Source organism: Chitinophaga rhizophila (genome assembly GCF_019492185.1).
Taxonomy (GTDB): Bacteria; Bacteroidota; Bacteroidia; order Chitinophagales; family Chitinophagaceae; genus Chitinophaga; species Chitinophaga rhizophila.
Genome location: NZ_JAICCF010000003.1, coordinates 994,550 through 1,016,898, shown reverse-complemented (window position 1 = coordinate 1,016,898; position 22,349 = coordinate 994,550). Strand labels below are relative to the sequence as shown.

Sequence of the window (22,349 nt, the reverse complement as noted above, 5' to 3'; positions counted from 1 at the left end):
CGGCGCTTCATTAATGAAGCGCCGTCCTAATTATAAATTACACCAACCATTTAGTAATCCTTTACTACCACGGTAACCGTCTGGCTATTATGGGTTGGAGGCAAGATGCCGGAAAATACGCAGAATTTCAGGTGATATGTGCCTGGTTTCTCCGGCATAATCACCTCCATGCGTATTAATTGTCTATCGATAGCCCTGCTAACAGACAGGTCAGATTTCACACCAACAAGGGCCTCTTCAAAAGCATATCCTACTACCGCTTCATTCTCCTTGTCTACTGGTACCTGCATATTGTATCCATTATTCAGATGAAGAATAAAAGGCATGTGCTCCCCCCTTTTTACAGTTACTTTTTGCATAGCCGGCTCCAGTGTAATCAGGGAGTAAGAATAGTAAGGATTTGCACTATATGCTTTCCAATGACCTTTGGCAGTGCTGAAGCTATCTGTTACGGGGAGTTTATTTTCAGGTGTGAAAGCGATCATTACTGGTTTACCCCACAGCTGTTTTTCTGTATCCCAATAGTTATATTGGCTTCTGCGACTATAACGGCTATTGATTACATAAGCAGGTTCACCGCTATAGAACATATATTTGGAAGGCCACTGATAGCTATTGATGAAAACGACTGGCCTGCCGGCAGCCTGCTTTTTCATGTCCTCTGCCCATTGCTTATTATGATGGATTTCAGGACGGATCTCTACGCCAGGCATGAAATCCCATACCATATATACTCTGACAACCGTAACAATAATCACTGTGATTACCGCCAGGTAAGGCAATATCTTTAAGGACCATTTTAAGGAACGTTTCCGGCGTATAGCCTGATGGGCTAATATCATGGCAGGTGTAAAGATCATCACCGTCCAGTTGGCTTCTACTCTTCCTTTGATAGTACTGAGCAGAAAGAAACTGAGCACGCCTATTACACAAAACTTTAAGGCCCTTTCAAAAGTATTCTGAATGGGACATACAAAGGCGCAGTATAATATAAGCCACCCAGCTATAGGGCCAAATAACAGTACCTGTCCGAGAATATATTCATTGGTAAAAGTCAGCCGGTAAGTGCTTGCATTTCTTTCCACCAGGTGGTATTGCAATGACGGGAAGTGATGTGCAAACTGCCAGTATAAATGTGGCATGAACAATATGGTAGTAACGATACATGCTACATAGAACTTAAATACGCGCAGCAGGTTCAAGTTAGAGATAACAGTGAAGGCTACAATCAGAATACCATGATATTTGCTGTAGAACATTAGTGCCATACTCAATGCCAGTAGCAATGTATTCTTCCAGCTTTGCTGCTCCAGGAAGTTACGATAGATCAGAAAAAACAGCGAAGTGAAAAATATAAGTGGTATATCTGGTACGGTGAGCATCCCCCCTAACTGCATTGTTCCCATCACACAAAGCAGCAGATAGAACAACCTGTTATCTCTTCGGGGGATCAGCTTATCTGTGATGATCAGCGTTAACAGGTTTAGAATAACCATGCCTAGCCGTACTCCAAATTCATTATGAAAGAGCGCATATCCTGCTTTAATAAGCAATGCTACCATCGGTGGATGATCAAAATACCCCCAGTTGAGATGGCGGGAATAAACCCAGTAGTATGCCTCGTCATCCAATAGTTCGGTAAATCCTGCCTGGAAAAGGGCTAATAAAAGCCATACCAGGAGGAAAAGGTTCCTGTACTGGTTCTTCTTGAAGTATTCTGTGATGGCCATGCGTATTACAGGTTGAAACCGCTAAGATAACCCAATTAACTGTTTTAAGTCCCAGTTGGTACTTAATACAACCATTGCTGTGGAATATCCATCTGCAATTTTACCCAGTTTATCAGAAAGCCCGGCTACATTCGCGGGGTATAATGATGCCATACGCAATGCCTCTTCTGGTAGTATACATGCCTTATCAATACAGTTCTTTACACCTTTGTGCATGGTTAATTTTGATCCTGCCAGCACACCGTTGGCATTTACAAACCGGTCACTTTCTTCTACATAGATGTAATCGCCTTCCTTTGCTTCAACAACTGCATCTGTAATAAGGAAGAGTCGTTCTCCCAACATCTTATGACTAACGCGCAACGCAGCAAAATCCACATGTATGCCATCTGGAACAATACTGGCATGTACATAAGGATGATCATAGATAGCACCTATCATACCTGGAGCCCGGTGATGTAAGGGTGACATAGCATTAAACAGGTGAGTCGTAGTAGTGATTCCATCATCAAAAGATTTATAGGCAGTAGCGTAATCTGCGTTGCTGTGACCAGCTGATACCAGTATGCCGGCACGCTGTAATCGTTTTACAAGCGCCGGTTCACAACATTCAGGGGCCAGTGTCATCATCTTAATAACGCCTTCTCCCTCTGCCAACAGTTTATCGATATCTGCCGCTGTAGGTGTTACGATATACTGCTCCAGGTGAGCGCCCTTCTTTTCGGCATTAATAAAAGGTCCTTCCAGGTGCAGGCCAAGTACGCCCTTTCCACCCTCCTGCCAGTACTGACGTACTGCTGCTATTGACTTGCTGATTACTTCAGGGGAATGTGTTGGAATAGTAGGCATAAAATACGCTGCGCCGCCAGCTACGCAATAGTCATAAGTGGCCTTCAGCGTGTCCACATCGGGGGTTAGCGGAAACAGTTTTCCGTTGCCGCCATAAATCTGCAGATCAATAAAAGCAGGAGCCAGGATATCGCCTTTCAGATCAGTAAGTTCTGCTGTTTCAGGCACCTGCGCCTGTGGCACTACCTGCTGAATACGACCGTTCTCTGTAATTACCGCATAGCCGTCTAGCCATAGATCTCCGGTGAAGATACGTGTGTTGATGTAAGCCCTGAGCATTGACAATGTTTTTTGGTTATCTGGGAATAACAGGCAAAGTCAATACCAACAGGTATACTCCTTAGCCGTTATTATGCCTCATATAGTTCTAGTGGCAGGCCGTCGGGATCTGTGAAGAAAGTAAACCGTCTGCCTGTGTAAGGATCTACACGTACAGGCTCTGGTTTTACGTTATATGTGTTAAGATGAGCTATGGCCTGCTCCAGATTGCTGACAGCAAAGGCAAGATGCCGTAAGCCGGCAGCTTCAGGTCCGCTTACTCTTTCTGGGGGGTCGGGAAAAGAGAATAATTCAATTACATAATACCCGTTTAAAGCCAGATCAAGCTTATAAGAACGGCGCTCAAGCCGGTACACCTCACGAATGATCTTCAGTCCGAGTACTTCTGTATAAAAACGTTTGCTTCGCTCATAGTCAGAGCAAATAATTGCTATATGGTGTAGCCCTTTTAACATCAAAATACCTGGAATTTATCTGCATCTTTCAGGAAAGGGAAGTTTTTCCTTGCCTCATCCAGGCGTGAGCGATCTAGTGTAGTAGTGAAAACATCCTCATCGTGAGACTTTCTGTAGATGATCTCACCCAATGGATCAATCAGACTGGTATCGCCACTATGGTAAATGTTGTTACCATCGTTACCTACCCGGTTTACACCTATCGCATAACATTGATTTTCAATGGCGCGCGCATGTATCAGGGTCTTCCATGGTGTGCTTCTGCGTTCAGGCCAGTTAGCCACATTGATTAGTACATCATAGGCAGGAGCTCCTGTTTCCGGCATGATCGTATTTCTTGACCAGACAGGGAAACGTAGGTCATAACATATTGTAAGACATACCTTCCAGCCTTTTACAGAAGCAATCAGGCGTTTATCTCCGGTTTGATAATGCTCATGCTCGCCTCCGAAGCCAAACAGGTGCCTTTTATCATAAGTGCCATAGACGCCATTGGGTTGCATCCAGATCAGGCGGTTCCAGTACTGGCCGTTCTCCTCAATGATCAGACTGCCTGTCAGAATAATATTCTTCTCAGCTGCCTTTTTCTTCATCCATTGTACAGCAGAGCCGTCCATAGTCTGTGCCAGCCTTTCGGGCGCCATGCTGAAACCTGTACTGAACATCTCAGGCAATACCACTACTTCGGTCCTTTCGTTGATAGCGTTAATCTTATCATCGAACATGCGAAGATTCTCTTCAACGTTTTCCCAGTGCAGGTTGGTCTGTATGAGCGTTACCTTCAGATCTGACATATAATTTTTCAATTAGGAATTAGGAGCTAAGAATTAAATTACTGTTGCAAAGTACGATGACTTCGTTTAAAAAGTATTAAAATTATAGGGCTACTATTCCCCTCCTTTTGCAATTTGTTCAACAGTGTCCTGAATAAACTCAGGTTCATACCCTTTTTGTAACAGGTACTGCATCGTTTTGTACTTCCTCTTGAGGTATTGCTCTCCTTTCAGCGAGGCATACTTTTTCTCGGCCAGGGTGTACAGGGTTTTATCATAATCTTCTGCGTCTATCTCTTCCATGCCCTTTTTTATGCAATATGCCGATACCTGGCGCTGTTTAAGCTCCATAAGGATCTTTTTCCGGCCCCAATGTTTGGTACGGAACTTACCACCTGCAAAAGCTTTGGCAAAACGTTCCTCATTAAGGAAGTTATCTGCTATCAGTGCGGCAATAGCCTCGTCAATCTCCTCACCTCTTAGTCCCAACTCAAAACATTTGCTCTTCACCTCACTATGGCAACGTTCCTGGTAAGCACAGTAATGGCGCAATTTCAATATCGCAGAAGTCATTATCCTGTATAAAATAAAACTGCAGAAGACGGGGTATCCCCCTTCTCCTGCAGCTAATATTAGTACGATTATTTTTTTACGATCATCAGGCGGGCATAGTTCAGCATGATCTTCTTCTCACCACCTGCTTTCGGAAAGTTAACAGTAGCAACTCGGTTGTTCATCGGACCGTCCATGGTAATGATTGTTCCGAAGCCGAACTTCTGGTGCTCTACCTCCATACCTGCCTCCATAGTCACCGGATCATCAGGGGTAAAGTTAGGAGAAGGTACGTGGTTAGTTGGAGCCGCATTTTGCATAGGTCTGGGCGTAGGACGCGGACCAGCAGGCTGCTGAGTAGAAGCCGGTGCCTTTTTCTGCATACGGTCAAACATATTGCTGCCGCTATTTCCCCACAGACCGCCTCCATTGTTAAGCGGACTACGGTTTACGCCACTGCCTCCTGCATAGCTACGGTCGATGTATTTCTCCGGCATTTCTTCCAGGAAACGGCTGGATTCATTGTTAACCAGCTGGCCGAAACGATAACGGCTATTAGCATATGTCAGGAACAGACGTGATTTTGCACGGGTGATCACCACATAGAACAGGCGGCGTTCTTCCTCCAGCTCTTCCCTGGAATTAATAGATAAGCTGCTCGGGAACAGGTTCTCTTCCAATCCTACAGAGAATACCACCGGAAACTCCAGTCCTTTGGCGGCATGTATCGTCATGAGTTTAACTACGTCGCTGTCTTCATCATTACCCTTGTCAGCATCCGTAAGCAGTGTAATCTGCTGCAGGTAGCTACCCAGAGATTTCTCGGATTCCAGCAGTTCTCCATCTTCTGTAGGGGTTTCTGTAAACTCTTTGATTGAGTTCAGTAACTCCTGGATGTTCTCATAACGAGCCAGACCTTCTGTTGTTTTATCATTAAACAGTTCCTTTACAATGTTGGTAGATTTGCCAACCTGTAAAGCAATGTCATATGCATTGTGTTTACCCAGCATTGCCTGAAAACTGCGTACCATAATCACGAAGTTTTCAATCGCCTCCAGGGTACCGCTCTTAAACCCAAACTCTCTTGCTCTTTCCAGCACATTCCAGAAAGTGATGTTATGGTCGTTAGCAAATACAGCGCATTTGTCAACAGTTGTTTTACCTATACCACGTATCGGATAGTTAATAATACGTTTCAGACTCTCTTCTTCCTGTGGGTTGGTAACAATACGCAGGTAAGCGATAAAGTCTTTGATCTCTTTACGCTGGTAGAAGGATAAGCCCCCGAAGATGCGATAAGGGATTGCCTTACGGCGCAGGTTCTCTTCAAATGCACGGCTCTGGGCATTAGTACGATAAAGGATGGCAAAGTCTCTGTTAGCATAATGATTGCGCAGCTTCTGCTCAGCAATTGTATCTGCTACAAACTTACCTTCTTCGTTATCGGTCATGGTACGAACGAGCTTGATCTTCTCGCCGTCAGCATTATCTGTCCAGAGGTTTTTTTCAATCTGCCCCTTGTTATTGGCAATTACTTCGTTTGCTACGTTAAGGATAGATTTTGTAGAGCGGTAATTCTGTTCCAGTTTCACCACTTTCGCATCATCGTAGTCTTTTTCAAACTGGAGGATGTTCTGTATAGTAGCCCCCCGGAAAGAATAGATACTTTGTGCGTCATCACCTACAACACAAATATTCTCATGTGCTGCACCCAGCAGTTTAATGATCTCGTACTGAGCAGGGTTGGTATCCTGGTACTCATCGATCATAATGTATTTAAACTTATGCTGGTATTTGTGTAATACTTCCGGAAAGTTCTTAAGCAGCTGGTACATCTTGAAGAGCAGGTCGTCAAAGTCCATAGCGCCGTTCTTGAAGCAGCGTTTGGCATACATATCATACAGCTTACCGGTTAGCGGCCTGTTAGCACGCATATCTTCCTGCTGAACCGCATAGTCATGCTGATACTCTTCAGGCCCCATCAGGCTGTTCTTAGCCGCAGAGATGCGGTTATATACCAGGTTGGGCTTATAGTGCTTATCATCCAGGTTCTGCTCATTGATGATTGTCTTGAGTACGCTTTTAGCGTCATCAGAATCATAGATGGTAAAATCATTAGGATAGCCCAGACGGTGTGCTTCAGACCTGAGCAGTCGGGCAAATACGGAGTGAAACGTTCCTATATAAAGATTACGCGCTTCTGTACCACCAAGGATTCTCTCAACACGTTCCTTCATTTCGCGGGCGGCCTTGTTGGTAAATGTCAGCGAAAGTATATTGAACGCGTCTACTCCATGACGCATCAGGTGTGCGATACGGGTAGTCAATACTTTCGTTTTACCGGAGCCTGCGCCAGCGACAATCATCAGCGGACCATTAATATGCTCTACTGCCTGGCGCTGCCGCTCATTCAGTTCATCTAAATAATTTGCCTTCATTCTCTTTATAAAAATCCCGTATCTGATACAGGAAATGATGTTAAATATTTAAAAGGGAAGGCATAAAAGTACGAAAGAATGCAGAAAGGGAGAAAAGGAAAAAGGAGGCACTTTATCCTTTTCTTTCCGGAGGCGACTAATATCTGGCAATACGCGATTTGAGCATTTTACGGGCAAAATGGATACGGCTTTTTACAGTACCTAATGGCTCGTTCAGCATCGCTGCTATTTCGTAATATTTATACCCTTCAAAATAAAGCATAAAGGGTTGTTTGAATATTACCGGCAGGTTGTAAACTGCCATATGTACATCTTTGATACGCAGGTTTGTTTCGGCTGCGTTACCTATACTTGGCTGCTGCTGATGTAAGAGGAACTCTCCTGCTGAGTTATCAAGCAGGCGGAACTGCCTGTTACCACGCCTGTAGTTATTGATAAAGATATTACGCATAATGGTATATAACCACGCCCTGATGTTTGTACCAGCAAGGTATTTATCGCGGTTTGCCAATGCGCGGAATAGCGTTTCCTGATACAGGTCTTTCGCTGATTCAGAGTCTTTAGTCAGTGTAACTGCATATGGCCTGAGGAAATCTGCATTGCCAAGCAGCAGGGTGTTGAAATCTGAGGATGACATAATGGTGATCGTTTAAACATCTGAAATAATTGTTGATTCAGCTGATAAACCTGCTTTAAGGGAAACAGTCGTTTTTGTAAATGTTGATTATCATATGTAAGGGTATTAATAAACTTAAATGGTTATGTCAGTCATTTGCAGATAAGTATGAACATTCTGATGATAATGGGGAATAAACATTAAAGGCTGCTTCTCGAACTACAACATCCTATCACATCGTTCACTTACACTCGCACGTATCATTACCCCGTGCTCGCTTCAGGGCAAAGATCATCCATGACTTTAGCTGAAAGTCCGGATTGCGCCACCTTGCCGTAAGCGGTGTCTTCATGCATCATAAATCTGGTTATTAGTACTGGGGTACGCTATACTACTTTCTCTTACGGTTCCTTAAATGTTTTCTTATTTTCTCGACGATTGTTTTCTGATCCTGGCTGTTTAAGTATCTGACGCGTATAATTCGATACAAGCGTTCTCTTAGTTTTTCATTTATTGGGTCCATCAGATACAAAAACACATACACATCTGATATGCTAAAATACAATACGAACTAACATTCAACTGACTGACTCTTAACACAATTTAACAAAACCTATTGTATTTACCAAAAAAAGAAGATGGGATAACATTTAAATAATAAACGCTGATTATCACTTGCTTAACCTGTGATAACCAGCGTTTGCTATGCCTGGTAAATTTTAGCAATAATAAGCTACAAACAAGCGATCTTCCTTACCCTGTTTTCATGACGTCCACCTTCAAATGGCGTCTCTATAAACACATCTACCATCTGCTCAGCAACTGCATTATCCACAAAACGGGCCGGTATGCACAACACATTCGCATTATTATGCGCACGTGCCAGGCGGGACAACTCCTCTCCCCAGCATATGGCGGCACGGATGCCCTGGTGTTTGTTTGCCGTAATAGCTACACCATTACCACTGCCACATACCAATATCCCAAAGGCAGCCTGCTCTCTCTCTACCAGTGTAGCCACCGGATGTGCAAAATCAGGGTAATCCGCAGAATCCTGAGAGTGTGCACCTACATCTTTTACTTTCAGTCCTTTGCCTTCCAGATAAGATATAATCTCTTCTTTATACTCAAATCCTGCATGATCTGAGCCTATCGCTATCGGTAACGTAAGATTAAATAAGGGTTGTGATGCCATAAAACTAAAATTTAAGTAGTAAAGTAAAGGTTCACAAAACTACAACGCGGAATATCCAGTGTAAACAAGGGATATTCCGCGTTGGACTTTATTTTATATCAGCGTCAGATCAGGACCACTCTTCTGCTTCTTTCTCTGCTTTTTCCATTCCTTTCATCGCTCTGGCCGAAATATATATACTGATCTCATATAACAGATACAACGGCGTGAATACTATCAGCTGGTCTATTACGTCAGGTGGTGTAATTACCGCTGCTAATACCAGTATTACTACAATTGCATGCCTGCGGTATGCACGAAGAAATTCCGGAGAAAGAAACCCGATCTTGGTAAGGAAGAATACCAAAATAGGCATTTCAAACAGTACACCCATACCCAATACGATCTGTGACATCAGTCCGAAATAATCGTCTATGAAAAACTGATTCACCGCCTTATCTGTAACAGTATAACCAGCCAGGAAGTTGATCGTAAAAGGAGCCATCAGAAAATAGCTGAAAGCAATACCCAGGAAAAACTGGAAGGATACCCAGAAAATAATGCCCTTTGCACCTCTTAATTCCCTTTCCTTTAAGGCAGGCTTGATAAACCGCCAAAATTCCCAGAAGATATAAGGGAATGCGACTACCAGGCCAAATATGAATGCCAGTTTGAACTGCAACATGACCTGACCTACCAGTATGTGGTTCTGGAAAGTAATAGGCACCGGCGTAATACAAAGTTTGTCACCCAGCCCTACCAAGTTACTTAGCTTACATAGTGCCACATAAGATGGGAAATTAGCATTCGTCGGGCCGAATATCACGTCATCAAGTATCTCTTTAGTGTAGACGAAGCCGAAAATGCTCACCACAATCAACGCAATGATCGAGCGCACAATATGCCAGCGGAGGTCTTCCAGGTGGTCAAAGAAAGACATCTCTGCCTTTTCCCCGTTATTCGCAAAAATTTTCTTGAACATATCAGTTAGTCAGACTATGAATATTAAAATCTAAGGAGCACAAATATAGCGGTTGCTCCCAACAAAACAGAAGAAGTAACAGTATAAGTAGAAAGATTTAAGCGAATTTAAAGGTGCCAGAGAAAAGCCTGTGCCGCCCATATGCCTGTTTACCCGCCTGCCGTATGTCAGTCTTACCCGACATTTTGTTAACAGATCATCGTTAACCGGCAGTAAACAGAAAGAAAGAAGATATATAATGAGCTTTGAGGTAGGTATAAAAAAAGAGCCAGCCCGAGAAGAATCAAGAGCCGGCCTTTCATCCATTGTTTGTTAACCCCAAAAAAGTTGAATTCGAGAATGTCTTTGTTTCCAGATTCACATTGCATCCGATTGATGGCAAGCTTTCAAGATGTTCGTGTTTCTGGTTACTTTTAAATTTCTATCACAAAAATAGAAATAAATATGTTATTATCAATGTTGTAACAATTTTTTTTACATCCTTTTAACAAAAATCAAATCATTGTGTTACATCATCTGCAGCAAATGTATAAAATTAGTGTTAATTCCCTACTACTTTTTTAAATCGTTTTAGCGGGGCGATGTTCCTTCACGCTGCAAATATATTAAAAAAATAATCACAATATCAACTACTGATTTCTTTTCTTTTATAAAAAACTAGTAAGCTCTCCTAAACACCTGAAAGATAAGCAACTAAACTTTCAATTTTTTATATAAAAAAGTCAGATTATCTATTATCTCTTTAAAGTACCTTTATTTTCACCATTTCGATCCTGGTTTCAGTAACATTTAATACGTCAAACTCATAATCATCAATAATGATGCGCTCTTTCAAACGAGGAATCTTCTCATGGTGATTAATGATATAACCCGATAATGTTTCACTTTCATCTTCAGGGAAATCAAAACCGTATTTCTCATTCAGATAATCCAGCTCCAGCCTTCCAGAGAAAATGTATTCCTTATCCGCAATCTGCTTCTCGACAAACTCTTCTACATCATGCTCATCCTTGATCTCTCCGAATATCTCTTCCAGTACATCCTCAATCGTAACAATACCGGCTGTACCACCAAATTCATCCACTACCCAGGCAATACTCCTGCGTTCCTTGTTGAATTTGCTTAGCAGGTCAATAGCACTCATCGTTTCCGGAACAGCCTGTATCGGGTGCAATATAGAAGGTATATCCGAAGGACTTTTAAACATATCCAGCTGATGAATATATCCCAGAATATTATCGATGCTGCTTTCATAAATAATGATCTTGGAAAGTTTAGTCTCCATAAACTTCTGCTGTGCAGCAGCAATCGGACTATTAATCTCCAAAGCCTCTATCTCCTTACGGGGAATAAGACAACCACGGATCTTTACATGTGCAAGTGACAGCGCATTTTCAAACAGCTCTGTATTAAGCTCCTGATTTTCTGTCATATGCTGCTGCGACTGCCTGATAAAATGCTCAACATCCACCCTTGGGAAGGAAGTACTTGTCTCAATAATACGCACGTTGAACAGGTACTTCAATATCCATTCAGAAATAGATACCAGTAAACTGCCTATTACATACAGTGGCTTGGATATCACAGAAATGGGTAGTGCAAAGAAACTCAGTAATGCTTCCGGACGGGAGCGGAAAATAGCTCGGGGTATAAAGAACCCAAAGGAAAGCACTATAAGTGTAGCAAGTATTACATCAATAAAGAGTAACACAGGTTGCAGATTTGTATTCTGCTGGGGAGGTAATACCTGGTTCCAGATCGGCTGAAAGAAGCCGGCAAACAGAATACCATATATCACCACAACAATAGTTAATCCTAACAGGCTGGTAGCCAGAAAACGTGAAGGGTTGTCATTAAAGCTGGCCAGTATTTTACCGGTAGCGCGCCCCTGCTTCTTTTTCAGCTCAATGCTTAACTTGTTTACATTGGCGAAGGCCGTTTCAAGTCCGGCAAAGAAACCTGCCAGCAATACCAGTATAGCCAGGATCAGGAGTGTATAAGTGTCCATAGAGTTCAAAAGTAAGGAATTATAGATTCCACATAATAGGTACGGTCAATCCATATGCAAAGATTGAACCGGAACATTATGTTACTGTGCCAGGAACCCGGTTACCAGTGTTTTTACTGCTGTGTAAGCCGTCTCCAGGTCGTCATTCACTACTATTTCATCAAATTCATGCGAGAATGACAGTTCATAACGGGCTTTCCCCAGTCTTTCTTCCAGCGAGGCCTGTGTTTCTGTACCCCGTTCACTCAGGCGTACCCGTAAGGTATCCAGGGTAGGCGGTGCAATAAATATTGTCAATACCCCTGTGTGGTACTTCTCTTTTATAGAAAGGGCCCCTTTCACATCGATATCTACCATTGGTACCTTACCATCATCCCATATGCGTTGCAGCTCTGTCTTCAGCGTACCATAGTACTTACCAGCATATACCATCTCGTATTCTGCAAAGGCATTGTCATCAATTTTCTGATGGAAATCATCCAGTGACAGGAAATAATAGTCCCTGCCATGTACTTCGGTTTCCCTGGCTGTACGTGTAGTAGCTGAAATAGAAAAAGACAGTTGTGGCAATTCTGACAACAGCTTTTTTACAATGGTGGTTTTCCCTGCTCCTGAAGGGGCAGTAATAATAATAATCTTATTGCTCATGTTCTGATCTGATTATTCCTGGTTCCGCTATAAATCACAGGCTGCAAGCGATTGGTGCGGGCTTTTACCATATTAGAATATGATCGTTCGCGCCAATCTCTTGCAGCCTGTTGTATACCTTATAATTGCTTATACTCTTCTGATGTCTGCACCCAGGTTTCTCAATCGTTCATCGATATATTGATACCCACGGTCAATCTGTTCGATATTCTGGATAGTGCTCTTTCCTTCTGCGCTCAACGCTGCAATCAGGAGAGATACACCGGCACGTATATCCGGAGAAGACATTGTTATACCTCTCAGTGCGTGCTGTCTGCCCAGACCGATCACCACTGCACGGTGAGGATCGCATAATACGATCTGCGCGCCCATGTCAATCAGCTTATCTACAAAGAACAATCTGCTTTCAAACATCTTCTGGTGAATCATCACACTGCCTTTTGCCTGAGTAGCTACTACCAGTACGATACTCAGCAGGTCAGGTGTGAAGCCTGGCCATGGATGGTCTGATATAGTGAGGATGGAACCGTCCAGGAAAGTCTGAATCTCATAGGAATCCTGCGCAGGGATATAGATATCGTTATCTCTGATTTCAAGATTGATACCTAGCTGGCGGAACTTCTCAGGGATGATACCGAGATGTTGTACGCCTGCATTCCTGATGGTGATCTCTGACTGGGTCATTGCTGCCAGTCCGATAAAGGAACCTATTTCGATCATATCCGGCAGCATGGCATGACTGCAACCTTTCAGGGAAGATACGCCCTGGATGGTCAACAGGTTAGAACCAATACCGCTGATATTTGCGCCCATGCTATTCAGCATTTTGCACAACTGCTGCAGGTAAGGTTCACATGCTGCATTATAAATAGTTGTTGTACCGCTGGCCATAACAGCTGCCATGACAATATTGGCAGTACCGGTTACAGATGGCTCGTCCAGCAGCATATAAGCTCCTTTCAGTCCACCGTCGCCGGCTTCCAGGCGGAAGTAGTTATCATCATTATCATATACGAACTGTACGCCTAGTTTCTCAAAACCAATGATGTGCGTATCCAGCCTGCGGCGACCAATTTTGTCTCCACCAGGTTTAGGTATATATGCCTTACCAAAGCGTGCCAGCAGCGGACCAGCAATCATTACTGAACCTCTGAGACGTCCGGATTTTTTCTTAAATTCTGCACTTTCCAGATATGGAAGATTGATCTGATCAGCCTGAAACTCACACGTATCACGGCTTACCCTGTTCAACTTTACACCCATATCACCCAGCAACTCTATAAGCAGGTTTACATCGAGGATATCCGGGATATTACTGATAGTAACTTTATCAGCTGTTAGCAAAACTGCGCTGATAATCTGTAAGGCTTCGTTTTTGGCACCCTGGGGCACAATTTCCCCCTTAAGACGGTTGCCGCCTCTTACTTCGAAAGCACTACTCACTTGTTCCTGTTTTTATTGTATTTGTTGTTATTGTGCTTGTTGCTGTTCTTCTGGTTATTGTTCTTGAACTTCTGCTGGAAGTTCTTATTACGTTTGCTGCCACCACTGCCGCTGTTATTAGAGGAACGTGGCTGGAACTCAGCATTCGTATTAAAGTTAGGCGTGTTAGTGCTTGCTGCAATACTTGGCGCAGGTGAATGACCAGTCTGATAATCCAGTCTGCCTTCAGTAATACCATTCAACTCAGCCCTGATAGCATCATCATGCACACTTTCCTTGTGCCAGTTGCTATAAGCCAGTTTCATATAGTTACCAACGCATTGTGTAAATCCTTCCTTCTTTTCCGGATTAGTCTCGTTGATAGCCTTGTCAATCACCATCTCCAGGTTTTTACCGAAATGGCGGTTACGCGGGTATTTTTTAGGATATTCCAGGCGTTCGGGTCTCGCTCTCAATGTTTCCCTGGTTGGAATAGGGTATGGAGATTCAACATCGAGTTTGAAGTCGGATATCAGAAACAAATGGTCCCATAGCTTATGTCTGAAATCCTCTACGTTACGCAGGTGAGGATTCAGCGTACCCATCAGCTCAATCAGTGACATCGCATTACGTTGACGGTGCTCCCTATCCTCAATGCCGAGTACATACTCGATCATCTTTTGGATATTTCGTCCGTACTCCTTCATTATCAAATGGTTACGGGTTGTATTGTATTCCATATCGCTACTAAAAATAATGTCTGTGTAAATTTGAAAGGTAAGATCTGCTTGCGCATTCACAAAGCAACAAAAGCTGATTGGAGAACATTTTTGTACCTGGTACTAGTGCCAGGACGGAATGACTTTTAATGTGAAAGCTACCGTTCCTTGCAAACTTATGAAAAATAGTTCAATTATTTATTCAAACGCCAGTTTACCCCAATTGTCCAATTCTTCTTCTGTCCAGATTTCCGGAAAAAATACAATACGCTTATGACGGGGAGGCAGATACTGCTGCCAGTTCGTTCCACCCGTGGCCGCAATATCTTCCGGCTTCCGGTTCAGGTATCTTACGGCAGACTTATAATGCATCAGCGGCCATTTCACATTAATATTCAGATCATACTCCTTCAGTAAAGGCATTACTTCTTCCTGTACCTCAGGTGACAATTGCTTATAACGCAGCTGCATGTTATTCTGCTGGTACCGTTCTGCCAGAAACAGGAACTCATGCATGTATTTCTGCTCAAACTGACGCAAAGTCAGTGTTTTCTTGCCTGTAGCCAGTTCCGTGGCCCCACTGCGCCAATAGATATTATCCAGCACTTCCGGCAACTCCTTCCCTTTCAGCCCCTCCCGCTGTGGCTCATAGACCAGGTTCACCAGCCCGGTAGAACAGATCTCTATCTTCCGGAACTGACCGCTCTGAAATCCGCTTGCGGGTAACAAGGCCATCCTGAATTGCAGGAATTGCTGTTTATCCATCCCCTCTACCATAATCTCAAAAGAGTTGATCAGGTTACGGAAATAGTTATTGATCCGTTTCAGCTGTGTCTTAAATAGGTCGGCAGTCAGTACGGGGGCCTGGCATACCTGCTCAATAGCCTGCAGGGTCAGCTTGAAATACAGTTCGGTGATCTGATGATAGATAATAAAGATGTTTTCATCTGGTATGGGGGTACGCGGATGCTGCAGGTTTAACAATACATCCAATTGAATATAATCCCAGTAGGTAAGGTAATCTGCATACAGCAGTCCGTCAAGATATGAAGAAAGATCCTGACCCATAGCAGCATACTTCTCTTCAAGCCGCTTGATTTTCTCGGCGATTTCAGTTGTAACCATAGTAATAAGAATTAAAAGAAACCCTTCCCGGTCACTTATGCGCAGGTATAATATATAAGCTGACAAGGAAGGGTTACGGGATGATTCCCTTATTCCACCACGTTAATGGTGCGGTAAAAACTTTCTTCCAATGATATCAGTGTTTCAGTCCTTTCAATCCCTTTAATCTTCTGCAGTTCGTCGTGGAGGATTCTTCTCAGCTGGGAAATATCCTTGCAGATAATCTCTGCAAACATGCTATAGCTACCTGTGGTGTAATTCAGGCGTACCATTTCGGGGATCTTGCGCAGTTCTTTCGCAACAGTATCATACATGGAACTCTTTTCTAAATAAATACCAATGAAGGCAATCACGTCATAGCCAATCATTTTTAAATCTACATGCAATTTTGTACCTTTAACGATACCCAGTTCTTGCAATTTCTTCATTCTAACGTGGATCGTGCCACCGGAAACGAACAACTTCTTCCCGAGGTCAGCGTAGGAGATTTCAGCATTATGCATCATTTCACTGATGATCTGCAAATCTAGTTTGTCAATATTCAAATTGTGGCTCATTTTTACAATTTGTTTTTGAATGTATTAAACTTATATGCAAATATTTGAAAAATATCGAAAATTCAAAAATTTTTCTTAAAAAATTTGCAAGAAAAGGACGATGTCTTTAGATTTGCATCATAATAGTTAATCAAACGGCGATTGTTCAACAAATAGTTAGTTTAAATACTGAACAGATTTGAAAAAATAGCGCAAATTATTGAATAACTAGCTCTTTAAATTGTGGGGTGATGAAACTGGCAGACATGCCCTCTTGTCTCGGGGGTGGGGATCACAGGATAAACACAGCATAATGGGTTGACCACTAATCTTATTTGTGCTGCGGCTAACTGCCTCGTGGAGGTTCGACTCCTTCCCCTACAGCTAATAAAAGCCTGCTTCGTAGTACGAAGCAGGCTTTTTTGTTTCTCCCCTATCCGCCTGCCTAAACACCTTTTCCTACACAACATATCAGCAAACTTCCTCATAATGCCTCCAGATCCAGGCATGAACATCGGCCTGTCACCTTAACAAGGCCATGGCGCTGCTTACACCCCTGCTTACATCTTCTGGCTGTATGCCTTTCATATAACAAGCCCCTTCACCTGTATCGCAGAGACTGCTATATAATCTGTCCGCATTTCCGGGTTACCTTATATATCCCTCCAGACAAACTGAAAGTTGCATTCCAAAACATGTAAAAATCCTTGTAGTGGCGTGGCACTATCCTGCTTATGCCTTTTACTAATGTCTTATACCATTGCCTCACCAATAGGTCACCTAAAGGGCACCTCAATATCCCCGGGATATCGAAGTGCCCTTTAGATGACCTGTTGACACCCCGATAATATGAAACATTAAACGGGACCACTTGGAATGACTTCATATAATGAACAGCAAATTATTGGCGGGCGATGGCACAGGCATATTATAATGGACAGCAGTTTTCAGGAGTGTTCGTCCATCCATTGAACATTACCTACAGATTATCAACCTGTTATTACATAACCCGGTTGTTTACCACCTGATGCAGCGACATACATGCTGAGACAGCTATTTCGACGGATTCAGCCGGTTTAAATTTACCCGCACGGGAAAAACATTATTTTTGCATCGATGGGACAAAAGAAACTACAACGCTTTGCAGAAATTGAAACCTTTCCGAACGTATTGATATATCCGGAAGGCATGCCGGGTCAATGGCATACATTCTTTAAAAACGATCATCCGCTGACGCTTGAGCTGGCTTGTGGAAAAGGAGATTATACACTTGGTCTGGCCCGCCGCTACCCTGAAAAGAACTTTCTTGGAGTAGATCTGAAAGGCAACCGCATCTGGCGTGGGGCGAAAACAGCATTGGAAGAACCGCTTCCTAATGCAGGCTTTCTCCGTACCCAGATAGATAAACTGGCGAATTACTTTGCTCCCGGAGAAATTTCAGAGATCTGGATTACCTTCCCTGATCCATTTCTCCGTAATTCAAAGTCTAAAAAGCGCTTGACGCACCCGAAATTCCTGCAGCTTTATCAACCGCTGCTGGCAAAAGACGGTACGATCAATCTGAAAACTGACTCTCCCCAATTATATGCTTTCACACAGGAAGTGATTGCAGCAGCTGGTTGTACCCTTATAGAAGATATCCCAGATATCTATGCTATGACGGAAGTGCCTCCTTTATTGCAGATACGTACCTATTATGAAGGAATGCACCTGGAAGATGGCCGTACTATCAGGTATCTGAAATTCAGATTGCCGGAAACACCACTTGACTGGCGTGCTATAAAACTCCCTTCTGATGAAGCCACCGTTGAGGGAGAAGATTGATTTTTATTATAATGAACAGGGATACATGGTATTCACTGAACATTATCACCTGCAACGGGGTTACTGCTGCGGAAACGGCTGCAAACACTGTCCATACGCATATGAAAAAGTACCGGAACCCAAACGAACTTCCCTCCTTGCCAACAGAAAGGACGGAAACAAAGAAAAGTGACGTATCTTTCTATGACAGAGTATTTGAACTGGTAAGGCTGGTACCCAGAGGCCGGGTTACGACCTATGGTGCCATTGCCGAAGCAGCCGGTATCCGTCTTTCTGCCCGCATGGTTGGCTGGGCACTCAATAATGCCGGAAAAGCTAAACCTAAAGTACCCGCACACAGGGTCGTGAACAGAGTAGGACTACTCAGTGCCAAACACCAATTTGCCACCCCTACACTGATGCAGGAACTGTTGGAACAGGAAGGAATTAAGATAAAAGACGATAAGATTTTAAACTTTAACGATGTACTTTGGTTACCAGGAAAGCCTAAAGCAGGAAAATAGTCAGACTGAACAGGATATTACAAATTCTCATATGTCAGTACTTAAGCTCAAGCTGGATCAGGATCAGTTACTGGAGGATTTCTTTGAATCTACTCATGTTATCGGTATTGTTTCCTCCGCTCGTGACTATCAACTTTGCTGGCAGATCAACAAACACATGCACCTTGATTTCCGGATTAATAATTCATTGGAAATCAATCTCTCCAAAAACAACAGAGCGTTCTATTTCAGCGTTTTTGAGTTTGAGGAGCCGATCAAGTCATCTGTTCACTATTTTTATAACAACCACTGTCAGGCAGAGTATCTGCTGCCTGAGCTAAAGAATATCGACTACCTGTGGATGGTCAAAGGTGACTTCTACCAGCGCGCCGATATCAAAAAATTAATAGAATATTTACGCCACGTAGAGCTTGTACAATTAGTATCTTTATTGGATATTAGAGACATTAAAAATAAGATGAACCTCATCTTCTAACCGGAGCCCCCGGCTTTCCTTCACCGAATCCACCCGTGAACAAGACATTGATTCATGATAAAAGACTTTTGTTATGTGGGAAGAAAAAAACAACCAGCTATATCGTTCCTTTGAGTTCAAGGATTTTAAAGAAGCGTTTGCATTTATGACAAAAGTGGCCCTTATTGCTGAAAAGATGGACCATCACCCCAATTGGACAAATGTTTATAACAAGGTAGAAATATACCTGAATACACACGATGCGGGAGATGTGATCACCGAAAAAGACCATAAACTGGCAGACGCCATCGATGGGTTGTTATAAATTTTTATAAACACGCAGTGATCCGTATCTATCTACTTTTCCTGTTGTTGTGCTGTTGCTTCATTGTTACAAAGGCTGACATACCCGCAAAAGATACATTGGTAGCAGATTTTGACGATCTGCCTGCTGCTATCGACCTGCGCCCGTATATACTGAGCCTTGTAGATAAAGGGGGATTATTAACACCGCAACAGGTGGCATCAGCATCTTTCACTCACAGCTATCACCTGTTCCATGCAGAAAAAAGACATATTGGAAAAGGAAATAATTGCTGGATGAAACTGCATGTCAGCAACACAGGCCAACAAGATTCCACGCTTACTCTCTTTGCCGGCTGGCATGATGATATGAGCTGGTACATACAAGACAGTGCCAGTCATCAGCTCCGGCTACTCATGCATACAGGCTTGATGCGGGATCGCAGTAATGTACAGCGTTGGGAACATTATGGCTTTAAAGTCAACGTTCCTCCCGGCAGCAAACGTACCTACTTCCTCCATATCAACAACAAGTATTACAATGAAAACGGGCTGATGCCCACACTGTTCAATGACCTGCAATACGGCCAATTCCGTAATGCACAACTGGAATATTACCGGAAAGAAACCATTCTTATACATGTTTTACTCGGCATGTTGCTGGTATGCCTCGCCATTGCAGTCATCAACTATATTCAGCTACCTGACAAATCCTACATGTACTTTGCAGCATACATGCTGGGATTGATCCTCTTTTTCACATTACGACTGGAGAGTCAGCCTTATCAGCTATCAGTATTCTTCCGATGGCCGATGATGAAATATTACTGGGATATACCGGCATTGCTATTCTGCTTTTATCTGATGTACCTGGCTTTTGGCAATACATTTCTTAATCTCCAGGAACGGTATCCGTTCATGGAAAAGCTATTTACATCCGTAGCAGCGATTATCGGGGGTATTATTATCATCTGCTTTTATTGCATTGCCCTGGAACAATACCAGGTACCGGTAATGATCTATAGCTATGTCTATATTTCCACCCTCCTACCGTTCCTGGTTGTATTCATAGCACTGGCCAGGCGGTCCCGTCACCATCCGTTGGTAAGGTTCTTCCTGTTTGGTTCATTATGCTTTTATATGGCCAGCTTTGGCTCCTTCCTTATGCTGATCAGGCCCCTGGGACTGATCAATGCGTTGGGAGAAATCTCTGCTCCGTCCTTGCTTATTGTAGCCGGCGTACTGTTACAATCTATGTTTTTCCTGGCAGGCCTGAGTTACCGGAATAAGCTGGTGCATCATGAGCGAACACGTACACAAGAGTTGCTTATCAAGCAATTAAATAAGAATAAAGAGCTGCAACGCAAGCTCAATGAACAGCTGGAAGAGCTGGTTAAAGAGCAAACGACAGAGATATTACGAAAGAAACAGGAGCTGGAGGAACAGCGGAAGGCACACCTGGAAACGGAATTTGATAAGAAACTGACAGAAATAGAGCTAAAAGCGATCCGGGCTCAGATCAATCCGCATTTCATTTTCAACTGTCTGAACTCCATTCAGTTGTTTGTGATGCAAAGGGATTTTGAGTATGCACAGAAATACTTGTCAGATTTCTCCTTTCTGATACGGAAAACACTGGATTTCTCCCGGCGGAATTTTATTTCACTTTCAGATGAAATTGCCTATCTGAATACTTATCTTGGGTTAGAGAAGATGCGATTTGAGCATAAGATGGAGTATGAAATTTATGTTGATCCCGTTATCGCCACATCAGAACTGGAAGTACCTGCCATGTTACTGCAACCCTATGTGGAAAATGCAGTCAAGTATGGTATGACAAACAGTAACTACCCCATTGGTAAATTGCTGATACAGTTTAACCAGATAGCCCCTGACATGCTGGAATGCCTGATAGAAGACAATGGTATTGGCATTATACGGTCCCGGACCTTACGTACACTACCCAAACATCATCAGTCTTCTGGTATGGAGATCAGCTTTAACCGGGCGGAGCTGCTGAATAAGATGTACAATACAGGGATCCATATTGACATCATAGACAAATCAGAAAACAATAATTCAGAAAGCGGCACTATTGTAAGGATTCTGATCCCCCAACTTTAGTCCATTACAAGATGTAACATCATGATAAAGGCGGTTATAATTGACGATGAGCGCAACAGCCGGGACATCATATCACTGATGCTGGAAAAATACTGTCCGGATGTACAGGTGGCGGCAACGGCCTCAGACTGTGCAGATGGTATTGCTACTATACAGGAGCATCAGCCGCAACTGGTATTTCTTGACCTTGAAATGCCTGACGGCACCGGCTTTGATGTATTATTGGGCACCAGGGAAGTAGCTCCTTTTGAGGCAGTATTCGTAACTGCATTTGAGAAGAAGTTCCTGCATACTATTCGTTTCAGTGAAGTAGAAATTATTCTCAAGCCTATTGACAGGGAAAGTCTAATGAATGCAGTGGCTAAAATTACGGATCGCATACGTGCTAATGCAAGCACAACGCGTTACCGGGTGCTGCTTGAAAACTTTAATAACGGCCGCAATATCAACATGGACATGGTAATTCCTGTTACACAACATGAAGATAAGATCATCGGGCTGCATACAGTTAGCTATCTGGAGGCATCTGCTGAGAAATGTATCATTCATTTATCTGATCAGCAGCAGATTATAGCGGAAAGGTCATTCAGGTATTACACAGATCTGTTCAGCACTTTAAGATTCTATCAGATTAATAATCATCAGATGGTACAATTGTCCCAGATTAATGGCATTGAAGGCGATGGAGGAAGAGTGGTGCTTAAGAATGGGGAACGGCTGGAGGTTGCGGATAGAAGGAGAAAGGAGCTGATCAGCCACTGGAAGCAGTATAAGTGAGTATTAGTGAGTAAGAGTAGTAGGGTTACTGATTAACGATATTAAATAAAAAGGGCTG

Annotated in this window: 22 protein-coding genes; 7 read left to right on the top strand and 15 right to left on the bottom strand. The window is 43.1% G+C overall.

Features of this window, described 5'->3' with window-relative positions:
* Positions 1-50: 50 nt before the first annotated feature.
* The 15 genes from K1Y79_RS18710 to K1Y79_RS18640 form a co-directional block, all read right to left on the bottom strand.
* Positions 51-1,730 carry an ArnT family glycosyltransferase gene (locus K1Y79_RS18710; protein WP_220251683.1) on the bottom strand — a complete coding sequence of 560 codons (1,680 nt, stop codon included), beginning with the start codon at positions 1,728-1,730 and terminating at the stop codon, positions 51-53.
* Between the two features lie 21 nt (positions 1,731-1,751).
* Positions 1,752-2,858 carry an N-acetylglucosamine-6-phosphate deacetylase gene (gene nagA, locus K1Y79_RS18705; RefSeq protein ID WP_220251682.1) on the bottom strand — a complete coding sequence of 369 codons (1,107 nt, stop codon included), beginning with the start codon at positions 2,856-2,858 and terminating at the stop codon, positions 1,752-1,754.
* Between the two features lie 71 nt (positions 2,859-2,929).
* Complete coding sequence (gene gloA2 / locus K1Y79_RS18700; RefSeq protein ID WP_220251681.1) at positions 2,930-3,313, bottom strand: SMU1112c/YaeR family gloxylase I-like metalloprotein; 384 nt, start codon at positions 3,311-3,313, stop codon at positions 2,930-2,932.
* The gene (locus tag K1Y79_RS18695; RefSeq protein ID WP_220251680.1) at positions 3,313-4,107 is read right to left on the bottom strand and encodes an amidohydrolase; all 795 of its coding nucleotides are present in this window, start codon (positions 4,105-4,107) and stop codon (positions 3,313-3,315) included. Before K1Y79_RS18695 ends, gloA2 begins: the two co-directional genes overlap by 1 nt.
* A gap of 93 nt (positions 4,108-4,200) precedes the next feature.
* Positions 4,201-4,659: a regulatory protein RecX gene (locus tag K1Y79_RS18690; RefSeq protein ID WP_236059696.1), complete on the bottom strand. Its 459-nt coding sequence runs from the start codon at positions 4,657-4,659 to the stop codon at positions 4,201-4,203.
* A gap of 68 nt (positions 4,660-4,727) precedes the next feature.
* Positions 4,728-7,076 (bottom strand): ATP-dependent helicase, encoded by a 2,349-nt coding sequence (locus tag K1Y79_RS18685; RefSeq protein WP_220251679.1) that lies wholly within the window; start codon positions 7,074-7,076, stop codon positions 4,728-4,730.
* A gap of 136 nt (positions 7,077-7,212) precedes the next feature.
* Positions 7,213-7,713, bottom strand: a complete 501-nt coding sequence (locus K1Y79_RS18680) for an RNA polymerase sigma factor (RefSeq protein ID WP_012788694.1) — start codon at positions 7,711-7,713, stop codon at positions 7,213-7,215.
* A gap of 712 nt (positions 7,714-8,425) precedes the next feature.
* Positions 8,426-8,887 (bottom strand): ribose 5-phosphate isomerase B, encoded by a 462-nt coding sequence (gene rpiB / locus K1Y79_RS18675; protein WP_220251678.1) that lies wholly within the window; start codon positions 8,885-8,887, stop codon positions 8,426-8,428.
* Between the two features lie 109 nt (positions 8,888-8,996).
* Complete coding sequence (gene tatC, locus K1Y79_RS18670) at positions 8,997-9,848, bottom strand: twin-arginine translocase subunit TatC (protein ID WP_220251677.1); 852 nt, start codon at positions 9,846-9,848, stop codon at positions 8,997-8,999.
* A gap of 742 nt (positions 9,849-10,590) precedes the next feature.
* Entirely contained in the window at positions 10,591-11,856 is a 1,266-nt protein-coding gene (locus K1Y79_RS18665; RefSeq protein ID WP_220251676.1) for a hemolysin family protein, read from the bottom strand.
* Between the two features lie 81 nt (positions 11,857-11,937).
* A complete protein-coding gene (gmk, locus tag K1Y79_RS18660; RefSeq protein WP_220251675.1) occupies positions 11,938-12,504 on the bottom strand; it encodes a guanylate kinase in 567 nt (188 codons plus the stop codon).
* A 129-nt stretch (positions 12,505-12,633) separates the two neighbouring features.
* Positions 12,634-13,947: a UDP-N-acetylglucosamine 1-carboxyvinyltransferase gene (gene murA / locus K1Y79_RS18655; RefSeq protein ID WP_220251674.1), complete on the bottom strand. Its 1,314-nt coding sequence runs from the start codon at positions 13,945-13,947 to the stop codon at positions 12,634-12,636.
* Positions 13,944-14,666 (bottom strand): DUF4290 domain-containing protein, encoded by a 723-nt coding sequence (locus K1Y79_RS18650; RefSeq protein ID WP_220251673.1) that lies wholly within the window; start codon positions 14,664-14,666, stop codon positions 13,944-13,946. The genes murA and K1Y79_RS18650 overlap by 4 nt, the downstream gene beginning before the upstream one ends.
* Before the next feature lie 177 nt (positions 14,667-14,843).
* On the bottom strand, positions 14,844-15,770 hold the full coding sequence (locus K1Y79_RS18645; RefSeq protein WP_220251672.1) for a tryptophan 2,3-dioxygenase family protein: 927 nt from the start codon (positions 15,768-15,770) through the stop codon (positions 14,844-14,846).
* 89 nt (positions 15,771-15,859) lie between these two features.
* Positions 15,860-16,327 (bottom strand): Lrp/AsnC ligand binding domain-containing protein, encoded by a 468-nt coding sequence (locus tag K1Y79_RS18640; RefSeq protein WP_110053192.1) that lies wholly within the window; start codon positions 16,325-16,327, stop codon positions 15,860-15,862.
* A gap of 1,095 nt (positions 16,328-17,422) precedes the next feature.
* On the opposite strand from K1Y79_RS18640, the gene trmB reads away from it, so the two are divergent.
* From trmB to K1Y79_RS18605, 7 genes are all read left to right on the top strand, one after another.
* Positions 17,423-18,130, top strand: coding sequence for a tRNA (guanosine(46)-N7)-methyltransferase TrmB (trmB, locus tag K1Y79_RS18635; protein WP_220251671.1), 708 nt, complete (start codon positions 17,423-17,425; stop codon positions 18,128-18,130).
* Complete coding sequence (locus K1Y79_RS18630; protein ID WP_220251670.1) at positions 18,102-18,302, top strand: DUF5522 domain-containing protein; 201 nt, start codon at positions 18,102-18,104, stop codon at positions 18,300-18,302. The genes trmB and K1Y79_RS18630 overlap by 29 nt, the downstream gene beginning before the upstream one ends.
* The gene (locus tag K1Y79_RS18625) at positions 18,232-18,633 is read left to right on the top strand and encodes an MGMT family protein (protein ID WP_220251669.1); all 402 of its coding nucleotides are present in this window, start codon (positions 18,232-18,234) and stop codon (positions 18,631-18,633) included. The genes K1Y79_RS18630 and K1Y79_RS18625 overlap by 71 nt, the downstream gene beginning before the upstream one ends.
* 31 nt (positions 18,634-18,664) lie before the next feature.
* Entirely contained in the window at positions 18,665-19,108 is a 444-nt protein-coding gene (locus tag K1Y79_RS18620; protein WP_220251668.1) for an IPExxxVDY family protein, read from the top strand.
* A gap of 73 nt (positions 19,109-19,181) precedes the next feature.
* Positions 19,182-19,412 (top strand): 4a-hydroxytetrahydrobiopterin dehydratase, encoded by a 231-nt coding sequence (locus K1Y79_RS18615; RefSeq protein ID WP_220251667.1) that lies wholly within the window; start codon positions 19,182-19,184, stop codon positions 19,410-19,412.
* A gap of 17 nt (positions 19,413-19,429) precedes the next feature.
* Positions 19,430-21,514 (top strand): histidine kinase, encoded by a 2,085-nt coding sequence (locus K1Y79_RS18610; RefSeq protein ID WP_220251666.1) that lies wholly within the window; start codon positions 19,430-19,432, stop codon positions 21,512-21,514.
* Positions 21,515-21,535: 21 nt separating this feature from the next.
* Positions 21,536-22,291, top strand: coding sequence for a LytR/AlgR family response regulator transcription factor (locus K1Y79_RS18605; protein WP_220251665.1), 756 nt, complete (start codon positions 21,536-21,538; stop codon positions 22,289-22,291).
* The last annotated feature ends 58 nt before the right edge of the window (positions 22,292-22,349 follow it).

Coding starts and splice junctions, on each gene's coding strand:
- nagA (WP_220251682.1), bottom strand. CDS start 2,858: ATGCTCAGGGCTTACATCAACACACGTATCTTCACCGGAGATCTATGG.
- K1Y79_RS18620 (WP_220251668.1), top strand. CDS start 18,665: ATGTCAGTACTTAAGCTCAAGCTGGATCAGGATCAGTTACTGGAGGAT.
- K1Y79_RS18630 (WP_220251670.1), top strand. CDS start 18,102: ATGAAGCCACCGTTGAGGGAGAAGATTGATTTTTATTATAATGAACAG.
- rpiB (WP_220251678.1), bottom strand. CDS start 8,887: ATGGCATCACAACCCTTATTTAATCTTACGTTACCGATAGCGATAGGC.
- K1Y79_RS18625 (WP_220251669.1), top strand. CDS start 18,232: ATGAAAAAGTACCGGAACCCAAACGAACTTCCCTCCTTGCCAACAGAA.
- K1Y79_RS18605 (WP_220251665.1), top strand. CDS start 21,536: ATGATAAAGGCGGTTATAATTGACGATGAGCGCAACAGCCGGGACATC.
- trmB (WP_220251671.1), top strand. CDS start 17,423: ATGGGACAAAAGAAACTACAACGCTTTGCAGAAATTGAAACCTTTCCG.
- K1Y79_RS18645 (WP_220251672.1), bottom strand. CDS start 15,770: ATGGTTACAACTGAAATCGCCGAGAAAATCAAGCGGCTTGAAGAGAAG.
- gmk (WP_220251675.1), bottom strand. CDS start 12,504: ATGAGCAATAAGATTATTATTATTACTGCCCCTTCAGGAGCAGGGAAA.
- tatC (WP_220251677.1), bottom strand. CDS start 9,848: ATGTTCAAGAAAATTTTTGCGAATAACGGGGAAAAGGCAGAGATGTCT.
- K1Y79_RS18685 (WP_220251679.1), bottom strand. CDS start 7,076: ATGAAGGCAAATTATTTAGATGAACTGAATGAGCGGCAGCGCCAGGCA.
- K1Y79_RS18650 (WP_220251673.1), bottom strand. CDS start 14,666: ATGGAATACAATACAACCCGTAACCATTTGATAATGAAGGAGTACGGA.
- gloA2 (WP_220251681.1), bottom strand. CDS start 3,313: ATGTTAAAAGGGCTACACCATATAGCAATTATTTGCTCTGACTATGAG.
- K1Y79_RS18695 (WP_220251680.1), bottom strand. CDS start 4,107: ATGTCAGATCTGAAGGTAACGCTCATACAGACCAACCTGCACTGGGAA.
- K1Y79_RS18680 (WP_012788694.1), bottom strand. CDS start 7,713: ATGTCATCCTCAGATTTCAACACCCTGCTGCTTGGCAATGCAGATTTC.
- K1Y79_RS18640 (WP_110053192.1), bottom strand. CDS start 16,327: ATGAGCCACAATTTGAATATTGACAAACTAGATTTGCAGATCATCAGT.
- K1Y79_RS18615 (WP_220251667.1), top strand. CDS start 19,182: ATGTGGGAAGAAAAAAACAACCAGCTATATCGTTCCTTTGAGTTCAAG.
- K1Y79_RS18690 (WP_236059696.1), bottom strand. CDS start 4,659: ATGACTTCTGCGATATTGAAATTGCGCCATTACTGTGCTTACCAGGAA.
- K1Y79_RS18710 (WP_220251683.1), bottom strand. CDS start 1,730: ATGGCCATCACAGAATACTTCAAGAAGAACCAGTACAGGAACCTTTTC.
- K1Y79_RS18665 (WP_220251676.1), bottom strand. CDS start 11,856: ATGGACACTTATACACTCCTGATCCTGGCTATACTGGTATTGCTGGCA.